This window comes from Bradyrhizobium jicamae (genome assembly GCF_018130215.1).
GTDB lineage: Bacteria > Pseudomonadota > Alphaproteobacteria > Rhizobiales > Xanthobacteraceae > Bradyrhizobium > Bradyrhizobium jicamae_A.
Genome location: NZ_JAFCKQ010000004.1, coordinates 39,212 through 60,238 on the forward strand (window position 1 = coordinate 39,212; position 21,027 = coordinate 60,238).

Here is a 21,027-nt window from a genome sequence, read left to right on the forward strand (position 1 = left end):
TTCTCCGCCCGAAGTCGGCCGCCACGCCGTTGAAGCTCCGTCGGGATGTCGTGGCGGGCCACCGCCCGGACCGGCGTGCGGGGTCGGAGCCACATGCAGCTTGATCATTTCGACGTCGTCGTGGTGGGCGCGGGCTTCTTCGGCGCTGTCATCGCCGAGCAGGTGGCGAACCGGCTCGGCAGGAACGTCTGCGTGCTCGACCGTCGCCAGCATATCGGCGGCAACGCCTATTCGGAGGTAGATCCCGAGAGCGGCGTCGAGGTGCACCGCTACGGCACCCACATCTTCCACACCAACTCGGAAGTGGTGTGGCGCTATCTGCACCGCTTTACCGACTTCACCGACTACCGACATCGCGTCTTCACGGTTGCGAACGGCCGCGTCTATTCGATGCCGATCAATCTCGCGACGGTCTGCGCCGCGTTCGGCCGGATCATGACGCCGCAAGAGGCGCGCGAGATGATCGCGGCCGAGGCCCGGGCCCACACCGAAGCGCACGGCGCATCCGACGTCCGCAACCTCGAGGACAAGGCGATCGCCTCGGTCGGCCGCACGCTCTACGATCTGCTGATCCGCGGCTATACGAGGAAGCAGTGGCAGACCGATCCGCGCGAGCTCTCGGCCGACATCATCGGCCGCCTGCCGGTCCGCTTCACCTTCGACGACCGCTATTTCGCCGACCGCTACGAGGGCATGCCGGTCGACGGTTACACCGCGATATTCCGCCGGATGCTCAGCCATCCCAGAATCTCCGTCCGGCTCGGCGTCGACTATTTCGGCATGGCCGATCGCATCACGCCGCGACAGCTCGTCATTTACACCGGAGCGATCGACCGCTTCTTCGAGTATCGCTGCGGCCATCTTGGCTGGCGCACGGTCGACCTCGCGCGCGAGGTGCACGACGTCGCCGACTTCCAGGGCGCCGCCGTCATCAACTACGCCGATGCCGACGTGCCGTTCACCCGCATCCACGAGTTCCGCCATCTGCACCCGGAGCGCAGCCATGCGCCGCGGACGACGATCTACCGGGAGTATTCCCGCTTCGCCGGCCGCGACGACGAGCCTTATTACCCGATCAACACCGCCGCCGACCGCGCCATGCTCGCCTCCTATCACGCCATGACCGCCTCGCATCCGAACGTGATCTTCGGCGGCAGGCTCGGCTCCTACAAATATCTCGACATGCATCAGGCGATCGGGGCCGCACTGAAGACGTTCGAGCACGAAGTCGAGCCGTTCTTCCAGGGTGCGCGTCAGCGCGACGCGGCCACGCACGGCCCAGCCCTGTCTCCGTTATCGGCCTGATCCCGGCCTCGAGCAAACGTCAAAAGGCCCACCGTCCGGACCGGACGATGGGCCTTTGCGCTTGCCTGCCTTACCACTGCCGGTAGATGCCGGTCAGCGTGCCGTTGTTGTTGCCTTCAGGTCCGACATCACCCTGCGACGAACTCGGCTCCGGGTGGTTGGCGCCGTTCAAACCATACCAGCCCGGCCGGGCCGGATAATACATCGCGCCCGGCTGGACCGGCTCATAGCGTGGTCCGGCATTTCGCCAACCCGGATTGCCGTACTGATAGTAATAGCCTTGTGCCGAGGCGCCCGCCGTCGTTGCGAGCAGCGCGGCTGCGACCAGAGACAGGATTTTGATCTTCTGCATTCACAAGCTCCTTGCTGTGTCGCGACCAACAACCGCCGCAGAGGAGCGTTCCCGGCTTCCGGTCAACGTGAATGCGATGTGATCGGGAAGTTCTGCTGCGGGAACGGGCGCGAACTGCGGCGCGGGGATCGGCAAACGAGCATTGCGTCCTGCGCCGGCCCGCTATGCCGTATCGGATATAACGGCTCGGCCTGCATGTCCGCGCGTGGTGCTTTTCGGAAAAGAAGCCCGCCGACCGGGCGGGCAAAGGTTTCAGGGAGGAAGCGCTCTGGAGAACGCCAGGCTCCAATGTGCTCGATTCGGAGGATGATGCTAAGATAGTATAACTACTGTCATCAGCGTCGGCGCCAATGCGGATGCTCTCCGGCCCCGGAGGGCGGCGGTTGCCGGGAGCGTCCACCCAAGCTGCGCCGGATCGTGCGCCAACAAACTGGAGACAATTCATGAGCATGTCCGGCATTTTCGCGCGCGTCGTCGCAGGGATCGGCGCTGGCGCGCTGGCATGGCGGAAAATGCAGGGCGAGCAGCCCAACCCCGCCTGGGGCTCCGCGCCGCGGATTCCGGCGGCAAAATCGCAAGGTGCGATCCCGACGTTGAAGATGCCGACGGCGAGGGGCTGGAACAAGGGCGAGAAGCCGACCGCGGCGCCCGGGCTTAAGGTTAATGCATTTGCGACGGATCTCGACCATCCGCGCTGGATCAACGTGCTGCCCAACGGCGATGTGCTGATCGCCGAGTCGACGCAGATCGCGGGCACGCCGCGCACCGTCTTCCACTACGCGATGCAGGCGACGATGCGGCGCGCCGCGGCGCTCGGCATCAGCGCCAACCGCATCACGCTGCTGCGCGATCGCGATGGCGACGGCGTCGCCGAGACGCGCGGCGCCTTCATGGAAGGGCTCAGCCAGCCATTCGGCATGGCGCTGATCGGCGACACCTTCTATGTCGGCAACACCGACGGTGTCGTCGCATTTCCCTATGTCGCCGGCGCTGACGGCATCACTGCGCCGGGACGCACGCTCGTCACCTTCAAGCCCGCCGGGCACTGGACCCGAAGCCTGCTGCCGAACGCCGACGGTACAAAACTCTATGCCGGCGTCGGCTCGCTATCCAACATCGCCGAGATGGGCATGGAGGTCGAAGAGGGGCGCGCTGCGATCTACGAACTCGATCTCGTTGCCGGCACCAGCCGCATCTTCGCCGGCGGTCTGCGCAATCCCGTGGGGCTGGCGTGGGAGCCGAACAGCAACGTACTCTGGACCGTCGTCAACGAGCGCGACGGCATCGGCGACGAGACGCCGCCCGACTATCTGACCTCGGTGCGCGACGGCGGCTTCTACGGCTGGCCCTATTGCTACTGGGGTCAGACGGTGGACGATCGCGTGCCGCAGGATCCGGCGATGGTCGCCAGCGCGATCCGGCCGGACTACGCGCTCGGCGGCCACACCGCCTCGCTCGGGCTGTGCTGGATGCCTTCGGGCACGCTGCCGGGCTTTCCGGACGGCATGGCGATCGGCCAGCACGGCTCGTGGAATCGTTCGACGCTGTCGGGCTACAAGGTGGTGTTCGTGCCATTCGAGCAGGGACGTCCCTCAGGGCCCCCGCGCGACATCCTCTCGGGCTTCCTCGCGCCCGACGAGAAGTTCTCCTACGGCCGCCCGGTCGGCGTCGCTCTCGGCCCCGACCGCTCGCTGCTGGTGGCCGACGACGTCGGCAACGTGATCTGGCGCGTGACGGGGGCTTAAGACGTTACGCGAAGCTCAGCGCCGCCTCCCGATCGATTGCATGAAGCTGCGGTCGGCCTGCGGCAGAGCGTCGGTCCACGCCGGCTCGTCGCCGGGCTCGGGCAGTACGTGGCCGAACTCGATCATCAGGCGCGGCTGCAGCTCGTTGAGGTAAACCCAGACCGCGCGCTTGCCGTCGACATCGGCGGCCAGCGCGACGGCATCGGCCATCAGGCGGATCATCCGCGTCTTGTCGACCGTCGCGCGGCCTGATCGGATGTGGCCATAGACGAAGATGTGGTCGTGGGCGACCGGGGCGCCGCCCATGAACCAGTTGCCGGGCGCGACCTCGTTGAAGATGACCTGCGCAAAGTAACTGGGCGCGCCCGTCACCTCGGAGTGGATCCGGGTGATTTCACCTGCAATCCTGCTCTTCTGCTCCGCGCTGAGGCGCCCCTGCGCGCTGGTGCAATAATAGGTCGGCATCGGCGTGACCTCACTGCTGGGATTTGGCCGTCCATCCCCAGCATCGGCCCGAATTCGTCGCCGTCAAGAGCATGGCATCGCCCGGCACGAGCGATCCCATCTGCGGCGTCAGCGGGGCAGAAACTCGCGGATCGCCTGCGCAATCTCGGCGGCGTGGGTTTCCAGTGCGAAGTGGCCCGTGTCGAGCAAGCGGACCATCGCGCGCGGATTGTCGCGCTTGAACGCCTCGGCACCGGGCGGCAGGAAGAACGGATCGTTCCTGCCCCATATCGCCAGCAACGGCGGCTGACGGGTGCGGAAATAATTCTGGAATGCCGGATAGAGCGCGACGTTGCTCTTGTAGTCGCCGAACAGATCGAGCTGCACGTCATGGGCGCCCGGACGCGCCATGTAGTAGTTGTCGAGGTTCTGGCCGTCCGGTGACACGCTCTCCGGATCGGCGACGCCGTGGGTGTATTGCCAGCGCGTGGTTTGCGGCGAGAGGAAGGCGCGCAGGGCGTCGCGGTTCGCAGGCGACGGGTCCTGCCAATAGGCGCGGATCGGAGTCCAGCCGTCGCTCAGGCCTTCCTCATAGGCATTGCCGTTCTGCGAGATGACGGCGGTGATCCGCTCCGGATGCTTCAGGGCCAGGCGGAAGCCGGTGGGCGCGCCATAGTCGAAGACGTAGATTGCGAAGCGGTCGAATCCGATCACCTCGGTGAAGCGATCGATTACGCCGGCGATAGCGTCGAACGTGTATTTGAATTTGTCCCGCGCCGGCATGTCCGACTGGCCGAAGCCGGGAAGATCGGGTGCCACGATGTGGAATCTGTCGGCGAGCTGCGGGATCAGATCGCGGAACATGTGCCCCGCGCTCGGGAAGCCGTGCAGCAACAGCAGCTTCGGTGCGCCTGGCGATCCGGCCTCGCGATAGAACACCGTGAAACCATCGACGTCGGCAAAGCGGTATTTGACCTCTGACATCTGTCACTCCTTGTGATCGTGGTTCGGCGGCGAGGTTCGGGACGGTCAGGAATTGGCTTGCTTGGTATGCCGGCTGAACATCTCGGGCTTGAGATAGAGCAGCAGCGCGCAACAGACGGTGGCGAAACCCGCGAGCGGAATGAACGGTGCGATCGCGGCGCCGGCAGCGAAGACGAGCACCGCGAGCAATGTCCTTCGCTGCGCCAATGTCCGCGCCCGCGGCGAGATCACGGTCTGGTCGGCCTGCTGCAGCACTGCGCGCTCGAAGGCGAGATAGGCGAGATCGATCAGGAGGAAGATCACCGCATAGACGACGACCGGTGCCGCCGCCATGTGCGATCGCGCGACCCAGGCGGTCGCAAACGGCAGCAGCGAGACGGCGAAGAGATGCGCGAAGTTCAGCCAGATCAGGCGCGGCGTCGGTTGCCGAACGAGGTGCAGCAAATGATGGTGATTGACCCAGATTACCGCGATGAAGAGGTAGCTCGCCGCGTAGCTGATCGCGGTCGGCCACAGCGGCAGCAGGTCGGCGAGCGCCGAGCCGTCCGGCGGCTTCAACTCGAGCACCATCACCGTGATGATCACTGCGATCACGGCGTCGGAAAACGCGCCGAGCCGGTCGGCCGACACCTGCTTCTCGTTCATGGCAGCTCTCCTGTCCTGAATTGCGCAAACCGTTCAGTCCAGTGTAACGCGGTGGATCGCGTCCTTGATGATGTCGGCGACCGATGCCGGCGCCGACACGAGCGGGGTGTGATCGACGGGGTGTGACCGGACGGTGGCCTGCATCCGCGCGGCCATGAAGCGCTGGGTCCCGGGTGCGATCATCCGGTCGTCCTCGGCGACCAGGAACCAGCTTGGAACGTCCTTCCAGCGCGGACGGCCGACCGGCACCGTGATGCAGGCCGGCGAGATCGGCCGCTGCACCGCTGCCAGCACCGCGAGGTCCTGCGTCCTCGCGCATTGCGCGAAGGCCGATGCGAAGGCGGACTCGGGCAGCCAGATCAGCCCGCTGGCATCGGGCGCGAGCTTGGGTGCGAACGGATGCGGCGGCGAGCGATAGAACATCTCGGCGACCGTCTCGCCTTCGTCCGGCGCGAGCGCCGCGACATAGACCAGCGCCTTGACCCGTGGCGAAGGTGCTTCCGCGATCACGGCGCCGGCATAGGCATGGCCGGTCAGCACGATGTCACCCTCGACGCGTTCCAGCGCTCGGTTCAGCGCCGCGACATCGTCGGCCAGCGAGGTCAGCGGCAGCGGCGCCGCCACGGCCTTGATGCCTTCGGCATCGAGCGCGGTGATCACGCGCGCCCAGCTCGAACCATCCGCCCATGCACCATGCGCAAGCACCACGCCGAGATCCTCGATCGCCATTGTCCGCTTCCTGATTTTGGCTGCCGGCCGTAACCGTATTAATGTCGCTTGTCAGGTTACGAAGCCTATGGCTCGCTGCGCGTAACTTGTCAACGGGAGTTCATCCGGTTATTTGTGGCGAGGTCGAGCGCCGTCATGGTCTGCGAGGAAAGCCTCTCGGACATCAGGCCGTGCGAAGGTCCGGACGGTACGCTCGTCTTCGTCGATCACACCCGCGCCCGCGCGCGGCGCTGGTGCGGCGAGCCCGTCGATCCCGGCAGTGCAGCTATGCGGTCGAAACCGCCTTGCCCGGTGATGCGTATCCATCCCGCGACGGGCGTCGCTTGCTTCCAGGGGGCGTGGTGATGGTGAAGCACCTTGTTTCAGACGAAGTGAAATGCGACGCGTGCAACGGGACCGGTTATCCCGAGGTGAGGCAGCCTAGCGAGCCGGGGCGGCGGATCTATCCGGAGCCGTGCAAGAAATGCGGCGGCAAGGGCCGGATCAAGAAGGCGAAATGGAGCAAGTAGCGGCGCCGGTTCGCACGGCGCGGACCGGCTGCGGTGGAACCGGAACCCATGCGGGCCCGATAGTTCCGAAGCGCTTAAAACCGGAATGAAATCCAAAACGCTTTTCAACCATGTCCCTTGAGCGTTCATCAACCTCCTGCGCCGATGCTCGCGCACGCCATCAGGATCCACGAGGAGCCTCAGCATGCCGGCCAAAGGACGAACGACCGCGACCAAGCCCCAGGCGCTGGAGCGCGAAGATATTCTGAACCCGCACGCCATCAGCACACTGAGCGCGGGCGCCGTCAACGCGATGAGCGCGGTCGGGGCCGCCGTCATCAAGAAGAACAAGGCTGCGCTCGACAACAATGCGGACTGGTTCTGGCACATGTTCGCGAAGTGCGAGGCCAAGGCGGCGCGCATCGCGGAGGAAGCCGCCGGCGACCCGGCGGCCTGCGGCGATGCCACCTTCATCGAAACATATGCGCGGCAACTGCCGAAGCTGATGGCATCGGCACTCGATGCGCGCGACAAGGCGCTCAAGGCAAAGTGAGCCAGGCGTGACGCAACGCGGATTGGCGCAGGCGTTTTCCGCCCTGCGCATCAACGCAATCCGGATTCGCGCGTGTGATCCTTGTCACGGCGAGAGTGAACGCGGAGAGGCAACGATAGCACCATGAAGGGGCGGTCCTCGCGGCCCCACGATCATGGAGCTGACGATGGATACCTCTCTTGCGACTCTCGTTTCCGATGACGGCAACCAGGCTTCTCTGGTTCCCGCTGCCAGCGATGGCGCGGATGCGCCGCAGCGCCAGTTCTGGGAGACGGAGCATACGCGCCCCGATTTTCAGCCCTCCGATGATGCGGCGCCCGAGCTGGTCGCTGCCACCGAGAACTATCTCGGCGAATGCCTGAACCATCCCTATTTGCCGGTCTGCGAGATCCGCGCGCGGCAGTTCGCGCGCATCAAGGAACTGGTCGAGCTCGCCTATCGCGACATCCCGGTCTACCGCGCCAAATATGATGCGGCCGGCTTCAAGCCGTCGCATCTGCGCGATTACGACGACATCCAGAAGATTCCCGTCATCACCAAGCCGGAGCTGGTCGCAGCGTTTCCCGATCGTTGCGTCAACCGGGCGTACAAGCCGGAAGACCTGTTCCCGACGCGCTCGTCAGGCTCGTCCGGCCAGACGCTGCTGATCCGGGTCGACTATGACGCCATCATCACCGACACCATCCAGGGCGTCCGCCAGTTCGCGATGCAGAGCGGCGGCAATTACCGTGCGGAGGATCTGCTCGCCCATGTCTACACGGTGCCGTGGTGGTTCGACTCGATCGGCGGCAAGTATCCGACCGCCTTCATCTCGAACCTGATCCCGCCGGCGCGGGTTGCCCAGCACCTGCGCTATCTCGGGCCGAAGATCCTCTCGCTCTATCCGTCGAGCCTCGATGCGCTGATGCCGCATGTCGACGAGTTCAGCGCCTCGCTCAATCTCGCGGTGACGCATTCGGAATACTCGTCGCGCACCGCCCGTGAGGAATGGTCGCGGCAGCTCGGCGTGCCCGTGCTCGATGAATACTCCTCCGAGGAGGCGACGCGTATTGCGCTCGAGATGCCCGACGGCCAGTACTACGTCTGCGAGGACACCGTACATCTCGACGTGCTCGATCCCGTCACGATGGAGCCGCAGGCTCCGGGCCAGTCCGGCATCGCCGTGATCACCAATCTGCTCAACGAAGCGATGCCGTTCATCCGCTACGTGCAGGGCGATTACATCACGCAGCCGGTCAAGCCGGCTGCGTCCGACATCAACTGGTCGCAGATCGCCAGCATCGACGGCCGGCTCAACGATGCATTCGTCAACCGCGACGGCCGCAAGGTGCCGGCCGGCAGCATTCTGGACGCCACCTATCGCTGGATGTTCGACTGCAACCTCAATCTGGCGCAGTTCGAGATCGTGCAGCGTGACGTCGATCTGGTCGAGGCCCGCGTCGTGCTCAGCGCCGATACGCCGTTACAGCGGCTGCGCGGCGCGGTCGCGCACCTGGAGGATCTGCTTGCGGCCTGCCTCGAGCATCCGGTCCGGGTCGAGGCAAATGCACTCGACGTCTTCCCGCCGCGGCCCGGCAAGCGCCGCCCGATCCGCCGCGAGATGGCCTAGCTCGAGGCAGGGGTGGGTGCCATGAACCAGTCGCTGAACCGAATCGCGGCCATGACGGCGCGCTACTACTACATCCTGCGTTCGTCGTGGCTGAGGCTGCTCGAGATCGTCTACTGGCCGGCGATGCAGATGATGGTGTGGGGTTTCCTCTACACCTATCTGTACCAGAGCAGGTCGGCGATGGCCGATACGGCCGGCCTGCTGCTCGGCGCGGTCCTGCTCTGGGACGTGCTGTTCCGCGGCCAGCTCGGCTTCACCTTCACCTTCCTGGAGGAGATCTGGTCGCGCAATCTCGCCAACCTGATGATGTCGCCGCTGAAGCCGGCCGAGCTCGCGGCATCGCTGATGCTGATGAGCCTGATCCGGCTCCTGATCGGCACCATCCCGGTGACCCTGCTGACGCTTCTGCTGTTCGGCTTCAACATCTACGCACTCGGACCCGGGCTGCTCGTGTTCTTCCTCAACCTGGTGCTGACGGGCTGGGCGATCGGCCTCGTCGTCGCAGGCCTCGTGATCCGTCAGGGCCTTGGCGCGGAGAGCCTCGCCTATTCGATCATGATCGTGCTGCTGCCGCTGTGCTGCGTCTACTATCCGGTCGAGGCCTTGCCGCTCTGGCTGCATCCCGTCGCCTGGTCGCTGACGCCGACCTACGTGTTCGAGGGAATGCGGGCCATGCTGATCCATGGCGTTTTCCGCACCGACCTGATGATCGCGTGCCTGGCCCTCAATGCCGTCTATCTCGGAATTGGCTTCACAACATTCGTCCTCCTGCTGCAGAGCGCCCGCCATAAAGGCGGCCTGCTCACGATGGGCGAGTAAGGGGAGGATTTTCCATGACCCGCATCGCGCAACTGATTCCCGGCAAACACCCCGCGACCGGAATTCCGGCACCGGGCAATTCGCCCGCGCGCAGCGACGCCGACGAGGTGCCGGCCATCGCGGTCGAAGACCTTTGCAAGAAGTATCGCACGCATTGGGCCGTCGACGACGTGAACTTCATCGTGCCGAAGGGCTGGACCGTCGGCCTGCTCGGCGGCAACGGCGCGGGCAAGACCACCACCATCGCCATGATCATGGGCCTGGTGGTCCCGACCTTCGGCCGCGCCATGGTGCTCGGCTGCGACATGGCGAAGGATCGCCACAAGGTGCTGAGCAGGATGAACTTTGAAAGTCCGTACGTCGCGCTGCCGGGACGGCTCACGGTGCGGGAGAATCTGATGGTGTTCGGACGGCTCTATGGCGTGCCGGATCTCAAGACGCGCATCGCCGAGCTGATCGAGGAGTTCGGGCTCGGCGATGTGGCCGACCGCGCCACCGGGCGGCTCTCCGCCGGGCAGAAGACCCGCGTTGCCGTGGCAAAGGCGCTGATCAACGATCCCGACGTGCTGCTGCTCGACGAGCCGACGGCCTCGCTCGATCCCGATCGCGCCGAATGGGTGCGCGGCCGGCTCCGCGACTACCAGCGGCGCCGCGGCGCCACCATCCTGTTGTCCTCGCACAACATGCCGGAGGTCGAGCAGCTCTGCGACTTCGTCGTGATCATGAGCCACGGTCGAGTCGTTGCGATGGGCCGCCCGCGCGAGCTTGCCGAACGCTTCAAGTGCCGCGATCTCGACGAGGTCTTCATCCACCTGGCGAGGGTCGCGTGATGCCGGCGCGGATCAGGATCCGGCGCGAATGCCGCTCCGACATCGCAGGTCGCGAAAGCCTGCTCGATGCCGCCTTTGGTCCCGGCCGCTTCGCCAAGACCTCGGAGCGGTTGCGCGAGGGACGCAAGCCCGCGCCGGGCCTTGCTTTCGTCGCGCATCTGGCCGGCCGCCTCGTCGGTACGCTGCGGCTGTGGCCCGTCGTCACCGCGACCGGCCACACCTGCCTGCTGCTCGGTCCGCTCGCGGTGGCCGCCGACGCGAGACGGCTCGGCATCGGCGCCGCGCTGATGGGGCACGCGTTGTCCAAGGCCCGCGCGCTCGGCCATCGTGCCGTGGTGCTCGTCGGCGATGCTGCCTATTACAGCCGTTTCGGCTTCTCGGCGCAGACGACCGGTGCGCTCCGCATGCCCGGTCCGTATCAGCGGGATCGCCTGCTGGCCTGCGAACTGGTGCCGGATGCGCTGAGCGGCGCGCGCGGGTTGATTGCTGCGAGCTCCCCGCCATCATCACGGCTGCTGCGACTCATCGACGGAATCGCGAAAGGTGAGGCCGCGATCGGACAGCCGGCCTGATTCTCCCTGTTTCTGCTCCTGCAGGCATGGCGATTTGCGCTCGCTTGGCGTAAAGCAGCACGCATCAGATCGCCACGCGCGGCCGTGCCGCCTCCTGCGCCTGAACCAACCCAAGGTTTCCATCCTGTGACATTCCCGACCACTAGTGCGCCGCTCGCCCGAGCCTTGGCCGAGCGCAGCTATCATCAGCCAACCCCCGTTCAGACCGCCGTGCTGGCGGATGAGGCCATCGACCGCGACCTGCTCGTTTCGGCCCAGACCGGGTCGGGCAAGACGGTCGCCTATGGCCTTGCCATCGCGACGGGTCTTCTGGGCAGCGACCAGCGGTTCGAACCGGCTGCCGCACCGCTGGCGCTGATCGTCGCGCCGACCCGCGAACTCGCACTGCAAGTCCAGCGCGAGCTGGCGTGGCTTTATCAATATGCGGACGGGCGCGTCGTCTGCTGCGTCGGCGGCATGGACCCGCGTCGCGAGCAGCGCGAGCTTGCCGCGGGAGCTCACATCGTCGTCGGGACGCCTGGCCGGTTGTGCGATCATCTGCGCCGCGGCCATCTCGACATCTCCGGCCTGAAGGCCGTCGTGCTCGACGAGGCCGATGAAATGCTCAATCTCGGCTTTCGCGAGGATATGGAATTCATCCTCGAGACCACGCCGGACACGCGACGCACGCTGTTGTTCTCGGCGACGTTTCCGCGCGGCATCGTCGCGCTGGCCAAGCAGTATCAGCAGCACGCCTTCCGGATCGAGGTCGCGGGCGACGAAGGTGGTCATGCCGATATCGAGTACCGCGCCATCCGGATCGCCCCTGAAGATGCCGAACACGCGGTCGTCAACGTGTTGCGCTTCTTTGAATCACCGAGCGCGCTGGTGTTCTGCAACACGCGGGAAGCCGTCAGGCATTTGCAGGCGGCGCTGCTGGAGCGCGGCTTTTCCGTGGCCGCCCTGTCAGGCGAAATGACCCAGAACGAGCGGACCCAGGCGCTGCAGGCATTGCGTGATGGCCGTTCGCGGGTCTGCGTGGCGACCGACGTGGCGGCGCGCGGCATCGACCTGCCGAACCTCGATCTCGTCATTCATGCGGATCTGCCGAAGGACCCGGAGGTGATGCAGCATCGCTCGGGCCGCACCGGCCGGGCGGGCCGCAAGGGCGTCAGCATCCTGTTGGTGCCGCCGGCGCGAAAGCGGCGTGCGGAGCTGCTGCTGAATCTGGCTGGCATCGATGTCATCTGGGGCACTGCGCCGCAGGCCGACGAAATCCGCAAGCTCGATCACGAGCGCCTGTTGCGGGATGCGGTGTTCACCGAGGAATCGACGCCGGATGATCTGGTCCTCGCGCAGGCATTGCTCGCCGAGCGGTCGCCCGAGACCATCGCCGCGGCGCTCGCGCGGCTCTATCGCGCGCGGCTGCCGTCGCCCGAAGACATTCTCGATCCCGGCGAGGGAAGGGGCCGCGATCGCGACGAACGCGGCCGCGACAGCGCATCGCGCCGCGACGATCGTGCCGCCGGGCCGCGGTCGAAGCCGGGCAAATCCACGTCGCGTCACGGCATGGCGGAGGCCAGCGTCTGGTTCCGCGCCGCGATCGGACGGCGAAAGAATGCCGAGGCCCGCTGGCTGCTGCCGATGATCTGTCGTCGCGGCGGCATCGACAGGCGCGACATCGGCGCCATCAGGATCATGGACACCACCACCGAGTTCGAGGTCGCCGAGCGCGTCGCCGACTCCTTCGCCGTCAAGATCCGGCGTCCGGACAAGGAGGACAGCATCCGCATCGAGCCGCTGTCAGGCGCGCCCTCAGGTCATGGACCTTCGGACAAGCCCTCGCACGCGGCCTCGCGCGCAGCATGGCGCGATGCCGGCGACCCCGGTCACAAGCTGCCGCGGCGCGATGAGGCGCGTGACGACACGCGGCAGGATCATCGCAGCAAGCCGCACCGCAAGGGCGGGGCGAAATTCGCGGCCGAGCCGGACTTCAAGACCAGGAAGAAACATCGCAACAAGTCCGGTCATGCGCCGCCCGTGAAGGGCGCATTCGGCAAAAAGCTCAAGAAGAAGCGCCGCGGCTGATCCGCCGCCACCACGCAATTCCAGCGCGGCTTGCGCCCGTGGCCACCAGCCCCGGGGCATGGATGCTCGTCGTCCGCCGAATTCGCTATTGACAAACTAGTTTGTTAATATCTAATTGACGCCGGATCATGAAATCCGCCGCAGAGCGGAGCTTTGGGAGAGGAGCCGATGAGGCATTTTCTGGCACTGGCAGTTCTCGCAGCCCTGACGTCGGCTGCACATGCACAGATTTCCGATGACGTGGTGCGGATCGGAGTGCTGACCGACCTGTCGAGCTGGGGCCGCGACAATTCCGGGCCGGGCTCGGTCGAAGCCGCCAAGATGGCGGTCGAGGAATTCGGGTCCACCGTGCTCGGCAAGCCGATCGAGATCATCTCGGCCGACCATCAGATGAAGACCGATGTCGGCGTCCAGATCGTTCGCGGCTGGTTCGACAACGGCAAGGTCGACGCGGTCGCCGACATCCCGAACTCCGGCATTGCGATCGCGGTTCACAACATCGTGCGCGAACGCAACAAGATCGCGCTGTTGTCGGGGCCCGGCGCGAGCTCCCTGACGGACGAGCTGTGCAGCCCGAACACCGTGCATTTCACCTACGACACCTACGCGCTGTCGAAGGTCACGGCATCGGCCGTGATCCAGGAGGGCGGCAAGTCCTGGTATTTCATCACGGCCGACTATGCCTTCGGCCAGCAGCTCGAGAAGGACGCCACGCGGTTCATCCAGGAGATGGGCGGCAAGGTGCTCGGCAGTGTCCGGCATCCGACCAACACCGCCGACTTCTCCTCCTTCGCGCTGCAGGCGCAGAGCTCGAAGGCCGACGTGGTGGCGTTCGCCAATGCCGGGCAGGACACCGACAACGCGATCAAGCAGTCCGGCGAGTTCGGCCTGGTGCAGGGCGGGCAGAAGCTGGTGGGCCTCCTGATGTTCGACACCGACGTTCATGCGATCGGGCTGAAGGCCGCGCAGGGCACCTACATGACCACGGCCTCGTACTGGAACATGGACGACGCCACCCGGGCCTGGTCGCGGAAGTTCTACGAGCGCACCAAGGTGATGCCGACCATGATCCAGACCGGCGTCTATGGTTCCGTGCTGCACTATCTGAAGGCGATCAAGGCCGCCGGCACCGATGATCCGCAGAAAGTGATGGCCAAGATGCGCGAACTGCCGATCGAGGACACCTTCGTGCATGGCGGCAGGCTGCGCGAGGACGGCCGCGTCATCCGTGACATGTATCTGGCCAAAGTGAAGACGCCCGAGCAGTCCAAGGAGCCGTGGGACTATCTCGATATCGTCAAGACGGTGAAGGGCGAGGACGCGTTCCGGCCGGTATCGGAGTCCAAGTGCCCGCTGTTGAAGAAGTAGGATCGGTCGCGTGACAGACAACGCACAAGCGGCGCAAGAGACGCAAGAGACGTATGACTGCGATGCGCTGGTGATCGGCTCCGGTTGCAGCGGCCTGTCGGCCGCCGTCACCGCCGCCCATCACGGGCTCAAGGTCCTTGTCGTCGAGAAGGAGCCGCGCTTCGGCGGCACCACCGCGCGCTCGGGCGGGTGGCTGTGGATCCCCGGCACGTCGCTGGCAAAGGCCTGGGGCATCGAGGAGAACCCGGACCAGGCCAAAACCTATCTCAGGCATGAGGCCGGCAACAGCTTCGATGCCGCGCGCGTCGATGCGTTCCTGACCGAAGGGCCGAAGGCGGTCGATTTCTTCACCACCAGGACGGCGGTGCGCTTCGACATGCCGCTGACCTTTCCGGACTATCACGCCGAAGCGCCCGGCGGCGCGCAGGGCGGCCGTTCCATGGTCGCGCGTCCGTTCGACGGCCGCGAACTTGGGCCGGCCATCAAGCATCTCGGCAGTCCGCTGCCCGAATTGACCGTGTTCGGCATGATGCTCGGCTCCGGCAAGGAGATCGTTCATTTCATGCGGGCGACCCGGTCGCTCACCTCGGCGATCTATGTCGGAAAGCGGCTGTCGAGGCACGCCGGCGACGTGATCCGCCACGGCCGCGGCATGACGCTGACCAACGGCAATGCGCTGGCCGGACGGCTGGCGAAATCTGCGTTCGACCTCAATGTCCCGCTCTGGCTCGATGCGCCGGTGCGCGAGCTCATCGTCGAGAACGGCGCGGTCCATGGTGCGATCGTCATGCGCGATGGACGCGCGATCCGCGTCAACGCCAGACGTGGCGTCGTGCTCGCATGCGGCGGCTTCCCGCATGATGTGGCGCGGCGGCAGAAGATGTTTCCGCATGCCCCGACCGGCAAGGAACACTATTCGCCTGGCCCTGTCGGCAATACCGGCGACGGGCTGCGGCTCGCGGAATCCGCCGGCGGCCGGGTCGAGGACACGCTGCCGAATGCAGCGGCGTGGGTGCCCGTCTCCGTCACGACGCGCAAGGACGGCTCGAAGGGCGTGATGCCGCACTTCATCGATCGGGCCAAGCCGGGCGTGATCGCTGTTATGCGCGACGGCAGGCGCTTCGCCAACGAAGGCAATTCCTACCACGACTTCGTGCAGGAAATGGTGAAGGCGGCGAAGCCCGGCGAGGAGATCGCAGCCTATCTCGTCTGCGATCATCAGACCCTGCGCAAATATGGCCTCGGCTGCGTGCCACCGCGTCCGATGCCGCTCCGCCATCATCTGAACACCGGCTATCTCAAGCGCGGCGCGACGCTTGCCGAGCTTGCGGCGCAAGCCGGCATCGACGCGAAAGGGCTCGAGGCCACGGTCGCAGAGTTCAACAAGACCGCGGAGGAGGGCCGCGATCCCCTCTTCGGCAAGGGCTCGCGCGCCTATAATCGCTATCAGGGCGATGCGTTGCATGGACCGAATCCCTGCGTGGCGCCGCTCGACCATGGGCCGTTCTATGCCATCAAGATGGTGATCGGCGATCTCGGCACCTATGCCGGCATCGTCACCGACGCGCAGGCGCGCGCGCTGGATGCGCAGCGGCAGGTCATTCCCGGGCTCTATGCCGTCGGCAACGACATGGCGAGCATCATGGGCGGCAACTATCCCGGCGCCGGCATCACGCTCGGCCCGGCGCTGACGTTCGGCTATATCGCGGGAAAGCATCTTGCGGGTGCCGCGGCGGAGAGAAGCGCGGCATGATGTGAACGGCGTGACGATGCCGGTCGACTGCCGGTTTCTCGCCGTGTAAGGACGCTGTGGGCGAGCTGGCAGGACCACATGACGAGAGAAAGCCGCGGCATACAGTCGATCGAGGTCGGCGGAGAGTTGCTCCGCGCGCTCGCCCGCAACGGCGAGCCGATGATGCTGCGCGATCTCGCGCGCGAGGCCGGCATGCCGCCGGCCAAGGCGCATCCCTATCTGGTCAGCTTTTCCCGTATCGGCCTGATCGAGCAGGATGAGACCACGGGCCGCTACGAGATCGGCGCGCTGGCGCTCGAGCTCGGCCTGATCAGCCTGCGCCGACTCTCGGCCGTGCGCATCGCCACGCCCCGGATCGCGGCGCTCGCCGGCACCATCGATCATGCGGTGTCGCTGTCGGTCTGGGGCACGCATGGGCCGACAGTGGTGCGCCTCGAGGAGCCGAGTCACCCCGTGCATATCGCGATGCGCGTCGGCTCGGTGGTGGCGCTGCTGGAGACCGCGACCGGCCGGGCGTTCGCCGCCTTCATGCCGCAGAACACCATCAAGGCGGCGCTCGACAGCGGGCTCGATCGCCTCGGCGTCGGCTACAACCCGAAGCGCACGCCGAAGAGCCCGAAGGTTGCCGAGATGCTCGCCGAGGTCCGCGCCCGCGGGCTGGCGCGCGCGATCGGCGATCCCTTGCCCGGGGTCAACGCCTTCGCCGCCCCGGTGTTCGACCATGCCGGCCATGTCGCGCTCGTCATCACGGCGATGGGGCCGGAGGGCAGCTTCGACGTCGACTGGGACAGCGCGATCGCGACCGCGCTGCGCAGTTGCGCCGGCGACCTGTCGCGGCAGCTCGGGCACGGCACCGTGCGCGCGACCGGGTGAGGGATGCCGGGCGGAGGAGCCCTCGCGCCCCAAGCACTGATTTGCCCGACGGCGCAAGCCCTCGCGGCAAAAATATTTCGGTTTATCGTAATGATGATCCGGTGTATAGATCGATCCGTCTCACCCGATCGAGGGGCGAGCGCACGTCACGAACGCGCGGTGAGATGCGGTGGACGCCGAGGTGCGCGAGACGAATGCGCCGAGGCGGACGGCGAAATCGTGCAGGCCTGACGCCCTAGTGGCAGGTGTCCTGTCAGCAAGAGACCAAGGTCTCTTGCTGACGGCGGTGACAAAAAAGCCCAGTCTCACCGGGGAGAGCACGTATAAGCCGTAACCCATCGCGCAGGGAAAGCCGGGTTGTTCCCGGTTACACCTGTGGTCCGACTTCCGGTGCTTTTTGTTGCACCGGACCCATGGGTGCGATCGGCACCCGGCTTTCCCTGCGCCCTCTCCGGAAGGAAAGGGCGAGACTAGATTCAGAACTCGGGCGGAACACGCCGCGAGAATGAGAATGTACGTTTCACGATCGCGCAACGAACTCGACGATTTGGAGAGGGCGGCGCGCGATATCTACTCGCGCCGTGCGCTGCGCCTGGTCTTCGTCTCCTTCGCACCAGCTTCTCCCTTCGGCGCACGCAGCGCGTCGGCGGCGAGGCTCACCACTTCGGCGATCTGCTGCAATTGTCCGGCGAGCGGGCTGGTCTTGCGCCAGACCATGCCGATGGTGCGCGAGGGTTGCGGATTCCTGAAGCGCGAGACCGCGACCGGTGCCGAGCGCGTCTCCACACTGACGGCCATCTCCGGAATCAGGGTCACGCCGATGCCGGCGCCGACCATCTGGACCAGGGTCGACAGCGAGCTCGCGTCCAGCACTTCGCGCGGAGGCGAGGATTGCATGTTGCAGAACGACAGCGCCTGGTCGCGGAAGCAGTGTCCTTCCTCGAGCAATAGCAGCCGCATCTCGCGCAGCATCTCGCTCGACGGCACCGGCGTTCCCGCAGCCTCGCCCGGCCGCACCAGCAGGAAGTTCTCCTTGAACAGCGCGACCTCGGTCAGCGACGGTTCCGATACCGGCAGCGCCACGATCGCGGTGTCGAGCCGGCCCTCGGACACCTCCTTGATCAGTTTCGGCGTCAGCGTCTCGCGGACATGGATGTCGAGCTCGGGATGCAGCCGCGCCAGCGTCTCGATCACCTTCGGCAGCAGATATGGCGCAATGGTCGGGATCATCCCGACGCGCAGCCGGCCTGCGAGCCTGTCGCGGGAGGCGCGTGCGAAGTCGCCGAGTTCGTCGACGGAGCGCAGGATATCGCGAACCCGGCGCAGCAGTTCCTCACCGAACTTGGTGAGCGTGACCTGCCGCGCGCCGCGCTCGATCAGCACGCCGCCAACGGCCTCCTCCATCTCCCGGATCTGCATCGAGAGCGCCGGCTGCGAGACCGCGCAGGCGTCCGCGGCGCGCCCGAAATGACCGTGCCGGGCCAGCGCATCGAAATACCTGAGTTGCCGGAGTGTGACATTTATCATCAGTTTATCTTATTGCCGCGATCACTAAAGTCAATTTCACCTGATGGATTCGGGCGCGTAGAGTCGTTCCTGGATCGTTTCCAGCATGCTGCAAGATCCATCACCTCGGAGAAGAAACATGGACGCAAAAACCGATGAAGGCGCGGGCAAATGCCCATTCACAGGAGGCTCCCGCGGCCCCGCAAATCGTGACTGGTGGCCGGAGACGCTCGACGTTCAGGTCCTGCATCAGAACTCCAGCCTGTCCGATCCGATGGGCAAGGAGTTCGACTACGCCAGGGAATTCAAGACCCTCGATCTCAAGGCGGTCGTCAAGGATCTGACCGCGTTGATGACGGAGTCCCAGGAGTGGTGGCCGGCCGACTACGGTCACTACGGCGGCCTCATGATCCGCATGGCCTGGCACTCGGCGGGCACCTACCGCATTACGGACGGCCGCGGCGGCGCCGGCGCCGGCCAGCAGCGTTTCGCCCCGCTCAACAGCTGGCCCGACAACACCAATCTGGACAAGGCGCGCCGGCTGCTCTGGCCGATCAAGCAGAAATACGGCCGCAAGATCTCGTGGGCCGACCTGATGGTGCTCGCCGGCAACGTTGCGCTGGAGTCGATGGGCTTCAAGACCTTCGGTTTCGCCGGCGGCCGCGCCGACGTGTGGGAACCGGAAGAGCTGTACTGGGGCCCGGAAGGCACCTGGCTCGGCGACGAGCGCTACAGCGGCGAGCGCCAGCTCTCCGAGCCGCTCGGCGCGGTGCAGATGGGCCTGATCTACGTCAACCCGGAAGGCCCGAACGGCAAGCCGGATCCGCTCGCTGCTGCGAAGGACATCCGTGAGACGTTCTTCCGCATGGCGATGAACGACGAAGAGACCGTAGCACTGATCGCCGGCGGCCACACCTTCGGCAAGACCCACGGCGCCGGCGATCCGTCGCTGATCGGTCCGGAGCCGGAAGGCGGCGCGATCGAGCAGCAGGGTCTCGGCTGGAAGAGTGCTCACGGCACCGGTATCGGCGCCGACGCCATCACCGGCGGCCCGGAAGTGGTCTGGACCCAGACCCCGACCAAGTGGAGCAACTACTTCTTCGAGAACCTGTTCAAGTACGAATGGGAGCTGACGAAGAGCCCGGCCGGCGCTCAGCAATGGGTGGCGAAGGGCGCGGATGCGGTCATTCCCGATCCGTTCGATCCGTCGAAGAAGCGCAAGCCGACGATGCTGACGACCGACCTCTCGCTGCGCGTCGATCCGGCCTACGAGAAGATCTCGCGGCGGTTCTACGAGCATCCGGACCAGTTCGCGGACGCCTTCGCCCGCGCCTGGTTCAAGCTCACCCACCGCGACATGGGCCCGGTTGCGCGCTACCTCGGCCCGCTGGTGCCGAAGGAGACGCTGATCTGGCAGGATCCGGTTCCGGCGCTCGATCACGAAGTGATCGGCGACAAGGATATCGAGGCGCTCAAGGCGAAGATCCTCGCCTCGGGCCTGTCGGTGTCCGAACTGGTGTCGACAGCCTGGGCGTCGGCGTCGACCTTCCGCGGCTCCGACAAGCGCGGCGGTGCCAACGGCGCGCGCATCCGCCTCGCTCCGCAGAAGGACTGGGAGGTCAACGAGCCGGCTCAGCTAAAGAGCGTGCTGGGCAAGCTCGAAGCCATCCAGAAGGAGTTCGGCAAGAAGGTCTCGCTCGCCGACCTGATCGTGCTCGGCGGCGCTGCGGCGATCGAGAAGGCGGCGAAAGACGGCGGCACCGACGTGAAGGTTTCGTTCACGCCCGGCCGCACCGATGCGTCGCAGGACCAGACCGACGTCGAATCCTTCGCACCGCTCGAGCCGCGGGCTGACGGCTTCCGCAACTACATCAGCGGCAAGCGTCAGTTCCTCAAGCCCGAGGAAGCGCTGGTCGATCGCGCCAAGCTGCTCAACCTGACCGGACCGGAACTGACGGTTCTGGTCGGCGGCTTGCGCGTGCTCGGCGCCAACGCCAGGAAGTCGAAGCACGGCGTCTTCACCGGCAAGCCGGGGACGCTGACCAACGACTTCTTCCTCAACCTGCTCGACATGGGCACCGAGTGGAGCCATGCCGGCGAGGGCGTCTATGAGGGCCGCGATCGCAAGTCCAAGGCGGTGAAGTGGACCGGCACCCGTGCCGACCTGATCTTCGGTTCGCACTCGCAGCTGCGTGCGTTCGCCGAGGTCTATGGCTCCGCGGACGCCAAGCAGAAGTTCGTCAAGGACTTCGTCGCGGCGTGGGCCAAGGTGATGAACGCGGACCGGTTCGACCTGGCCAAGTAAGCCGGCCACGTCGACGGCCGGAACCGGCAACGAGATTTCAGGGCGGCACTTCGGTGCCGCCCTGATGCATTGTGGAGCTT

General features: G+C 65.9%; 19 protein-coding genes. 13 read left to right on the forward strand and 6 right to left on the reverse strand.

Going from position 1 to position 21,027, the window contains the following annotated elements:
• Positions 1 to 93 precede the first annotated feature (93 nt).
• Complete coding sequence (glf, locus tag JQ586_RS07540) at positions 94 to 1,305, forward strand: UDP-galactopyranose mutase (RefSeq protein WP_212393902.1); 1,212 nt, start codon at positions 94 to 96, stop codon at positions 1,303 to 1,305.
• A gap of 70 nt (positions 1,306 to 1,375) precedes the next feature.
• On the opposite strand, the gene JQ586_RS07545 is transcribed toward glf, so the two are convergent.
• A complete protein-coding gene (locus JQ586_RS07545; RefSeq protein WP_212393903.1) occupies positions 1,376 to 1,657 on the reverse strand; it encodes a hypothetical protein in 282 nt (93 codons plus the stop codon).
• A 443-nt stretch (positions 1,658 to 2,100) separates the two neighbouring features.
• On the opposite strand from JQ586_RS07545, the gene JQ586_RS07550 reads away from it, so the two are divergent.
• Positions 2,101 to 3,402 carry a sorbosone dehydrogenase family protein gene (locus JQ586_RS07550; protein WP_212393904.1) on the forward strand — a complete coding sequence of 434 codons (1,302 nt, stop codon included), beginning with the start codon at positions 2,101 to 2,103 and terminating at the stop codon, positions 3,400 to 3,402.
• Positions 3,403 to 3,417: 15 nt separating this feature from the next.
• Here the strand turns inward: JQ586_RS07550 and JQ586_RS07555 are convergent, their stop codons facing one another.
• From JQ586_RS07555 to JQ586_RS07570, 4 genes are all read right to left on the reverse strand, one after another.
• Positions 3,418 to 3,867, reverse strand: a complete 450-nt coding sequence (locus JQ586_RS07555) for a tautomerase family protein (RefSeq protein ID WP_212393905.1) — start codon at positions 3,865 to 3,867, stop codon at positions 3,418 to 3,420.
• A gap of 108 nt (positions 3,868 to 3,975) precedes the next feature.
• Positions 3,976 to 4,830 carry an alpha/beta fold hydrolase gene (locus JQ586_RS07560; protein ID WP_212393906.1) on the reverse strand — a complete coding sequence of 285 codons (855 nt, stop codon included), beginning with the start codon at positions 4,828 to 4,830 and terminating at the stop codon, positions 3,976 to 3,978.
• Between the two features lie 45 nt (positions 4,831 to 4,875).
• The gene (locus JQ586_RS07565; protein ID WP_212393907.1) at positions 4,876 to 5,475 is read right to left on the reverse strand and encodes a TMEM175 family protein; all 600 of its coding nucleotides are present in this window, start codon (positions 5,473 to 5,475) and stop codon (positions 4,876 to 4,878) included.
• 33 nt (positions 5,476 to 5,508) lie between these two features.
• Complete coding sequence (locus JQ586_RS07570; protein WP_212393908.1) at positions 5,509 to 6,204, reverse strand: alpha/beta fold hydrolase; 696 nt, start codon at positions 6,202 to 6,204, stop codon at positions 5,509 to 5,511.
• A 135-nt stretch (positions 6,205 to 6,339) separates the two neighbouring features.
• Here JQ586_RS07570 and JQ586_RS07575 point away from each other — a divergent pair, with 135 nt between their 5' ends.
• The 10 genes from JQ586_RS07575 to JQ586_RS07620 all read left to right on the forward strand — a co-directional run bounded on the left by JQ586_RS07575 (position 6,340) and on the right by JQ586_RS07620 (position 17,136).
• Positions 6,340 to 6,549 carry a CGNR zinc finger domain-containing protein gene (locus tag JQ586_RS07575; protein ID WP_212393909.1) on the forward strand — a complete coding sequence of 70 codons (210 nt, stop codon included), beginning with the start codon at positions 6,340 to 6,342 and terminating at the stop codon, positions 6,547 to 6,549.
• A gap of 348 nt (positions 6,550 to 6,897) precedes the next feature.
• Positions 6,898 to 7,245: a hypothetical protein gene (locus JQ586_RS07580; RefSeq protein WP_212393910.1), complete on the forward strand. Its 348-nt coding sequence runs from the start codon at positions 6,898 to 6,900 to the stop codon at positions 7,243 to 7,245.
• 166 nt (positions 7,246 to 7,411) lie between these two features.
• On the forward strand, positions 7,412 to 8,854 hold the full coding sequence (locus JQ586_RS07585; protein ID WP_212393911.1) for a phenylacetate--CoA ligase family protein: 1,443 nt from the start codon (positions 7,412 to 7,414) through the stop codon (positions 8,852 to 8,854).
• Between the two features lie 21 nt (positions 8,855 to 8,875).
• Positions 8,876 to 9,673: an ABC transporter permease gene (locus JQ586_RS07590; RefSeq protein WP_249147395.1), complete on the forward strand. Its 798-nt coding sequence runs from the start codon at positions 8,876 to 8,878 to the stop codon at positions 9,671 to 9,673.
• 14 nt (positions 9,674 to 9,687) lie between these two features.
• The gene (locus JQ586_RS07595) at positions 9,688 to 10,503 is read left to right on the forward strand and encodes an ABC transporter ATP-binding protein (protein WP_212393912.1); all 816 of its coding nucleotides are present in this window, start codon (positions 9,688 to 9,690) and stop codon (positions 10,501 to 10,503) included.
• The gene (locus tag JQ586_RS07600; protein WP_212394122.1) at positions 10,503 to 11,075 is read left to right on the forward strand and encodes a GNAT family N-acetyltransferase; all 573 of its coding nucleotides are present in this window, start codon (positions 10,503 to 10,505) and stop codon (positions 11,073 to 11,075) included. Before JQ586_RS07595 ends, JQ586_RS07600 begins: the two co-directional genes overlap by 1 nt.
• A 126-nt stretch (positions 11,076 to 11,201) precedes the next feature.
• Positions 11,202 to 13,142, forward strand: a complete 1,941-nt coding sequence (locus tag JQ586_RS07605) for a DEAD/DEAH box helicase (RefSeq protein WP_212393913.1) — start codon at positions 11,202 to 11,204, stop codon at positions 13,140 to 13,142.
• A gap of 168 nt (positions 13,143 to 13,310) precedes the next feature.
• Positions 13,311 to 14,510, forward strand: a complete 1,200-nt coding sequence (locus JQ586_RS07610) for an ABC transporter substrate-binding protein (RefSeq protein ID WP_212393914.1) — start codon at positions 13,311 to 13,313, stop codon at positions 14,508 to 14,510.
• Between the two features lie 10 nt (positions 14,511 to 14,520).
• Positions 14,521 to 16,263 carry an FAD-dependent oxidoreductase gene (locus JQ586_RS07615; protein ID WP_212393915.1) on the forward strand — a complete coding sequence of 581 codons (1,743 nt, stop codon included), beginning with the start codon at positions 14,521 to 14,523 and terminating at the stop codon, positions 16,261 to 16,263.
• Positions 16,264 to 16,341: 78 nt separating this feature from the next.
• Entirely contained in the window at positions 16,342 to 17,136 is a 795-nt protein-coding gene (locus tag JQ586_RS07620) for an IclR family transcriptional regulator (RefSeq protein ID WP_212393916.1), read from the forward strand.
• Between the two features lie 570 nt (positions 17,137 to 17,706).
• Here the strand turns inward: JQ586_RS07620 and JQ586_RS07625 are convergent.
• Positions 17,707 to 18,663 carry a LysR substrate-binding domain-containing protein gene (locus JQ586_RS07625; RefSeq protein WP_212393917.1) on the reverse strand — a complete coding sequence of 319 codons (957 nt, stop codon included), beginning with the start codon at positions 18,661 to 18,663 and terminating at the stop codon, positions 17,707 to 17,709.
• Between the two features lie 118 nt (positions 18,664 to 18,781).
• On the opposite strand from JQ586_RS07625, the gene katG reads away from it, so the two are divergent.
• Positions 18,782 to 20,947 (forward strand): catalase/peroxidase HPI, encoded by a 2,166-nt coding sequence (gene katG, locus JQ586_RS07630; protein ID WP_212393918.1) that lies wholly within the window; start codon positions 18,782 to 18,784, stop codon positions 20,945 to 20,947.
• The last annotated feature ends 80 nt before the right edge of the window (positions 20,948 to 21,027 follow it).

Excerpts from the sequence above, each read along its gene's own strand:
- glf (WP_212393902.1), top strand. The coding sequence starts at position 94 with ATGCAGCTTGATCATTTCGACGTCGTCGTGGTGGGCGCGGGCTTCTTC.
- JQ586_RS07545 (WP_212393903.1), bottom strand. The coding sequence starts at position 1,657 with ATGCAGAAGATCAAAATCCTGTCTCTGGTCGCAGCCGCGCTGCTCGCA.
- JQ586_RS07550 (WP_212393904.1), top strand. The coding sequence starts at position 2,101 with ATGAGCATGTCCGGCATTTTCGCGCGCGTCGTCGCAGGGATCGGCGCT.
- JQ586_RS07555 (WP_212393905.1), bottom strand. The coding sequence starts at position 3,867 with ATGCCGACCTATTATTGCACCAGCGCGCAGGGGCGCCTCAGCGCGGAG.
- JQ586_RS07560 (WP_212393906.1), bottom strand. The coding sequence starts at position 4,830 with ATGTCAGAGGTCAAATACCGCTTTGCCGACGTCGATGGTTTCACGGTG.
- JQ586_RS07565 (WP_212393907.1), bottom strand. The coding sequence starts at position 5,475 with ATGAACGAGAAGCAGGTGTCGGCCGACCGGCTCGGCGCGTTTTCCGAC.
- JQ586_RS07570 (WP_212393908.1), bottom strand. The coding sequence starts at position 6,204 with ATGGCGATCGAGGATCTCGGCGTGGTGCTTGCGCATGGTGCATGGGCG.
- JQ586_RS07575 (WP_212393909.1), top strand. The coding sequence starts at position 6,340 with ATGGTCTGCGAGGAAAGCCTCTCGGACATCAGGCCGTGCGAAGGTCCG.
- JQ586_RS07580 (WP_212393910.1), top strand. The coding sequence starts at position 6,898 with ATGCCGGCCAAAGGACGAACGACCGCGACCAAGCCCCAGGCGCTGGAG.
- JQ586_RS07585 (WP_212393911.1), top strand. The coding sequence starts at position 7,412 with ATGGATACCTCTCTTGCGACTCTCGTTTCCGATGACGGCAACCAGGCT.
- JQ586_RS07590 (WP_249147395.1), top strand. The coding sequence starts at position 8,876 with ATGAACCAGTCGCTGAACCGAATCGCGGCCATGACGGCGCGCTACTAC.
- JQ586_RS07595 (WP_212393912.1), top strand. The coding sequence starts at position 9,688 with ATGACCCGCATCGCGCAACTGATTCCCGGCAAACACCCCGCGACCGGA.
- JQ586_RS07600 (WP_212394122.1), top strand. The coding sequence starts at position 10,503 with ATGCCGGCGCGGATCAGGATCCGGCGCGAATGCCGCTCCGACATCGCA.
- JQ586_RS07610 (WP_212393914.1), top strand. The coding sequence starts at position 13,311 with ATGAGGCATTTTCTGGCACTGGCAGTTCTCGCAGCCCTGACGTCGGCT.
- JQ586_RS07620 (WP_212393916.1), top strand. The coding sequence starts at position 16,342 with ATGACGAGAGAAAGCCGCGGCATACAGTCGATCGAGGTCGGCGGAGAG.
- JQ586_RS07625 (WP_212393917.1), bottom strand. The coding sequence starts at position 18,663 with ATGATAAATGTCACACTCCGGCAACTCAGGTATTTCGATGCGCTGGCC.
- katG (WP_212393918.1), top strand. The coding sequence starts at position 18,782 with ATGGACGCAAAAACCGATGAAGGCGCGGGCAAATGCCCATTCACAGGA.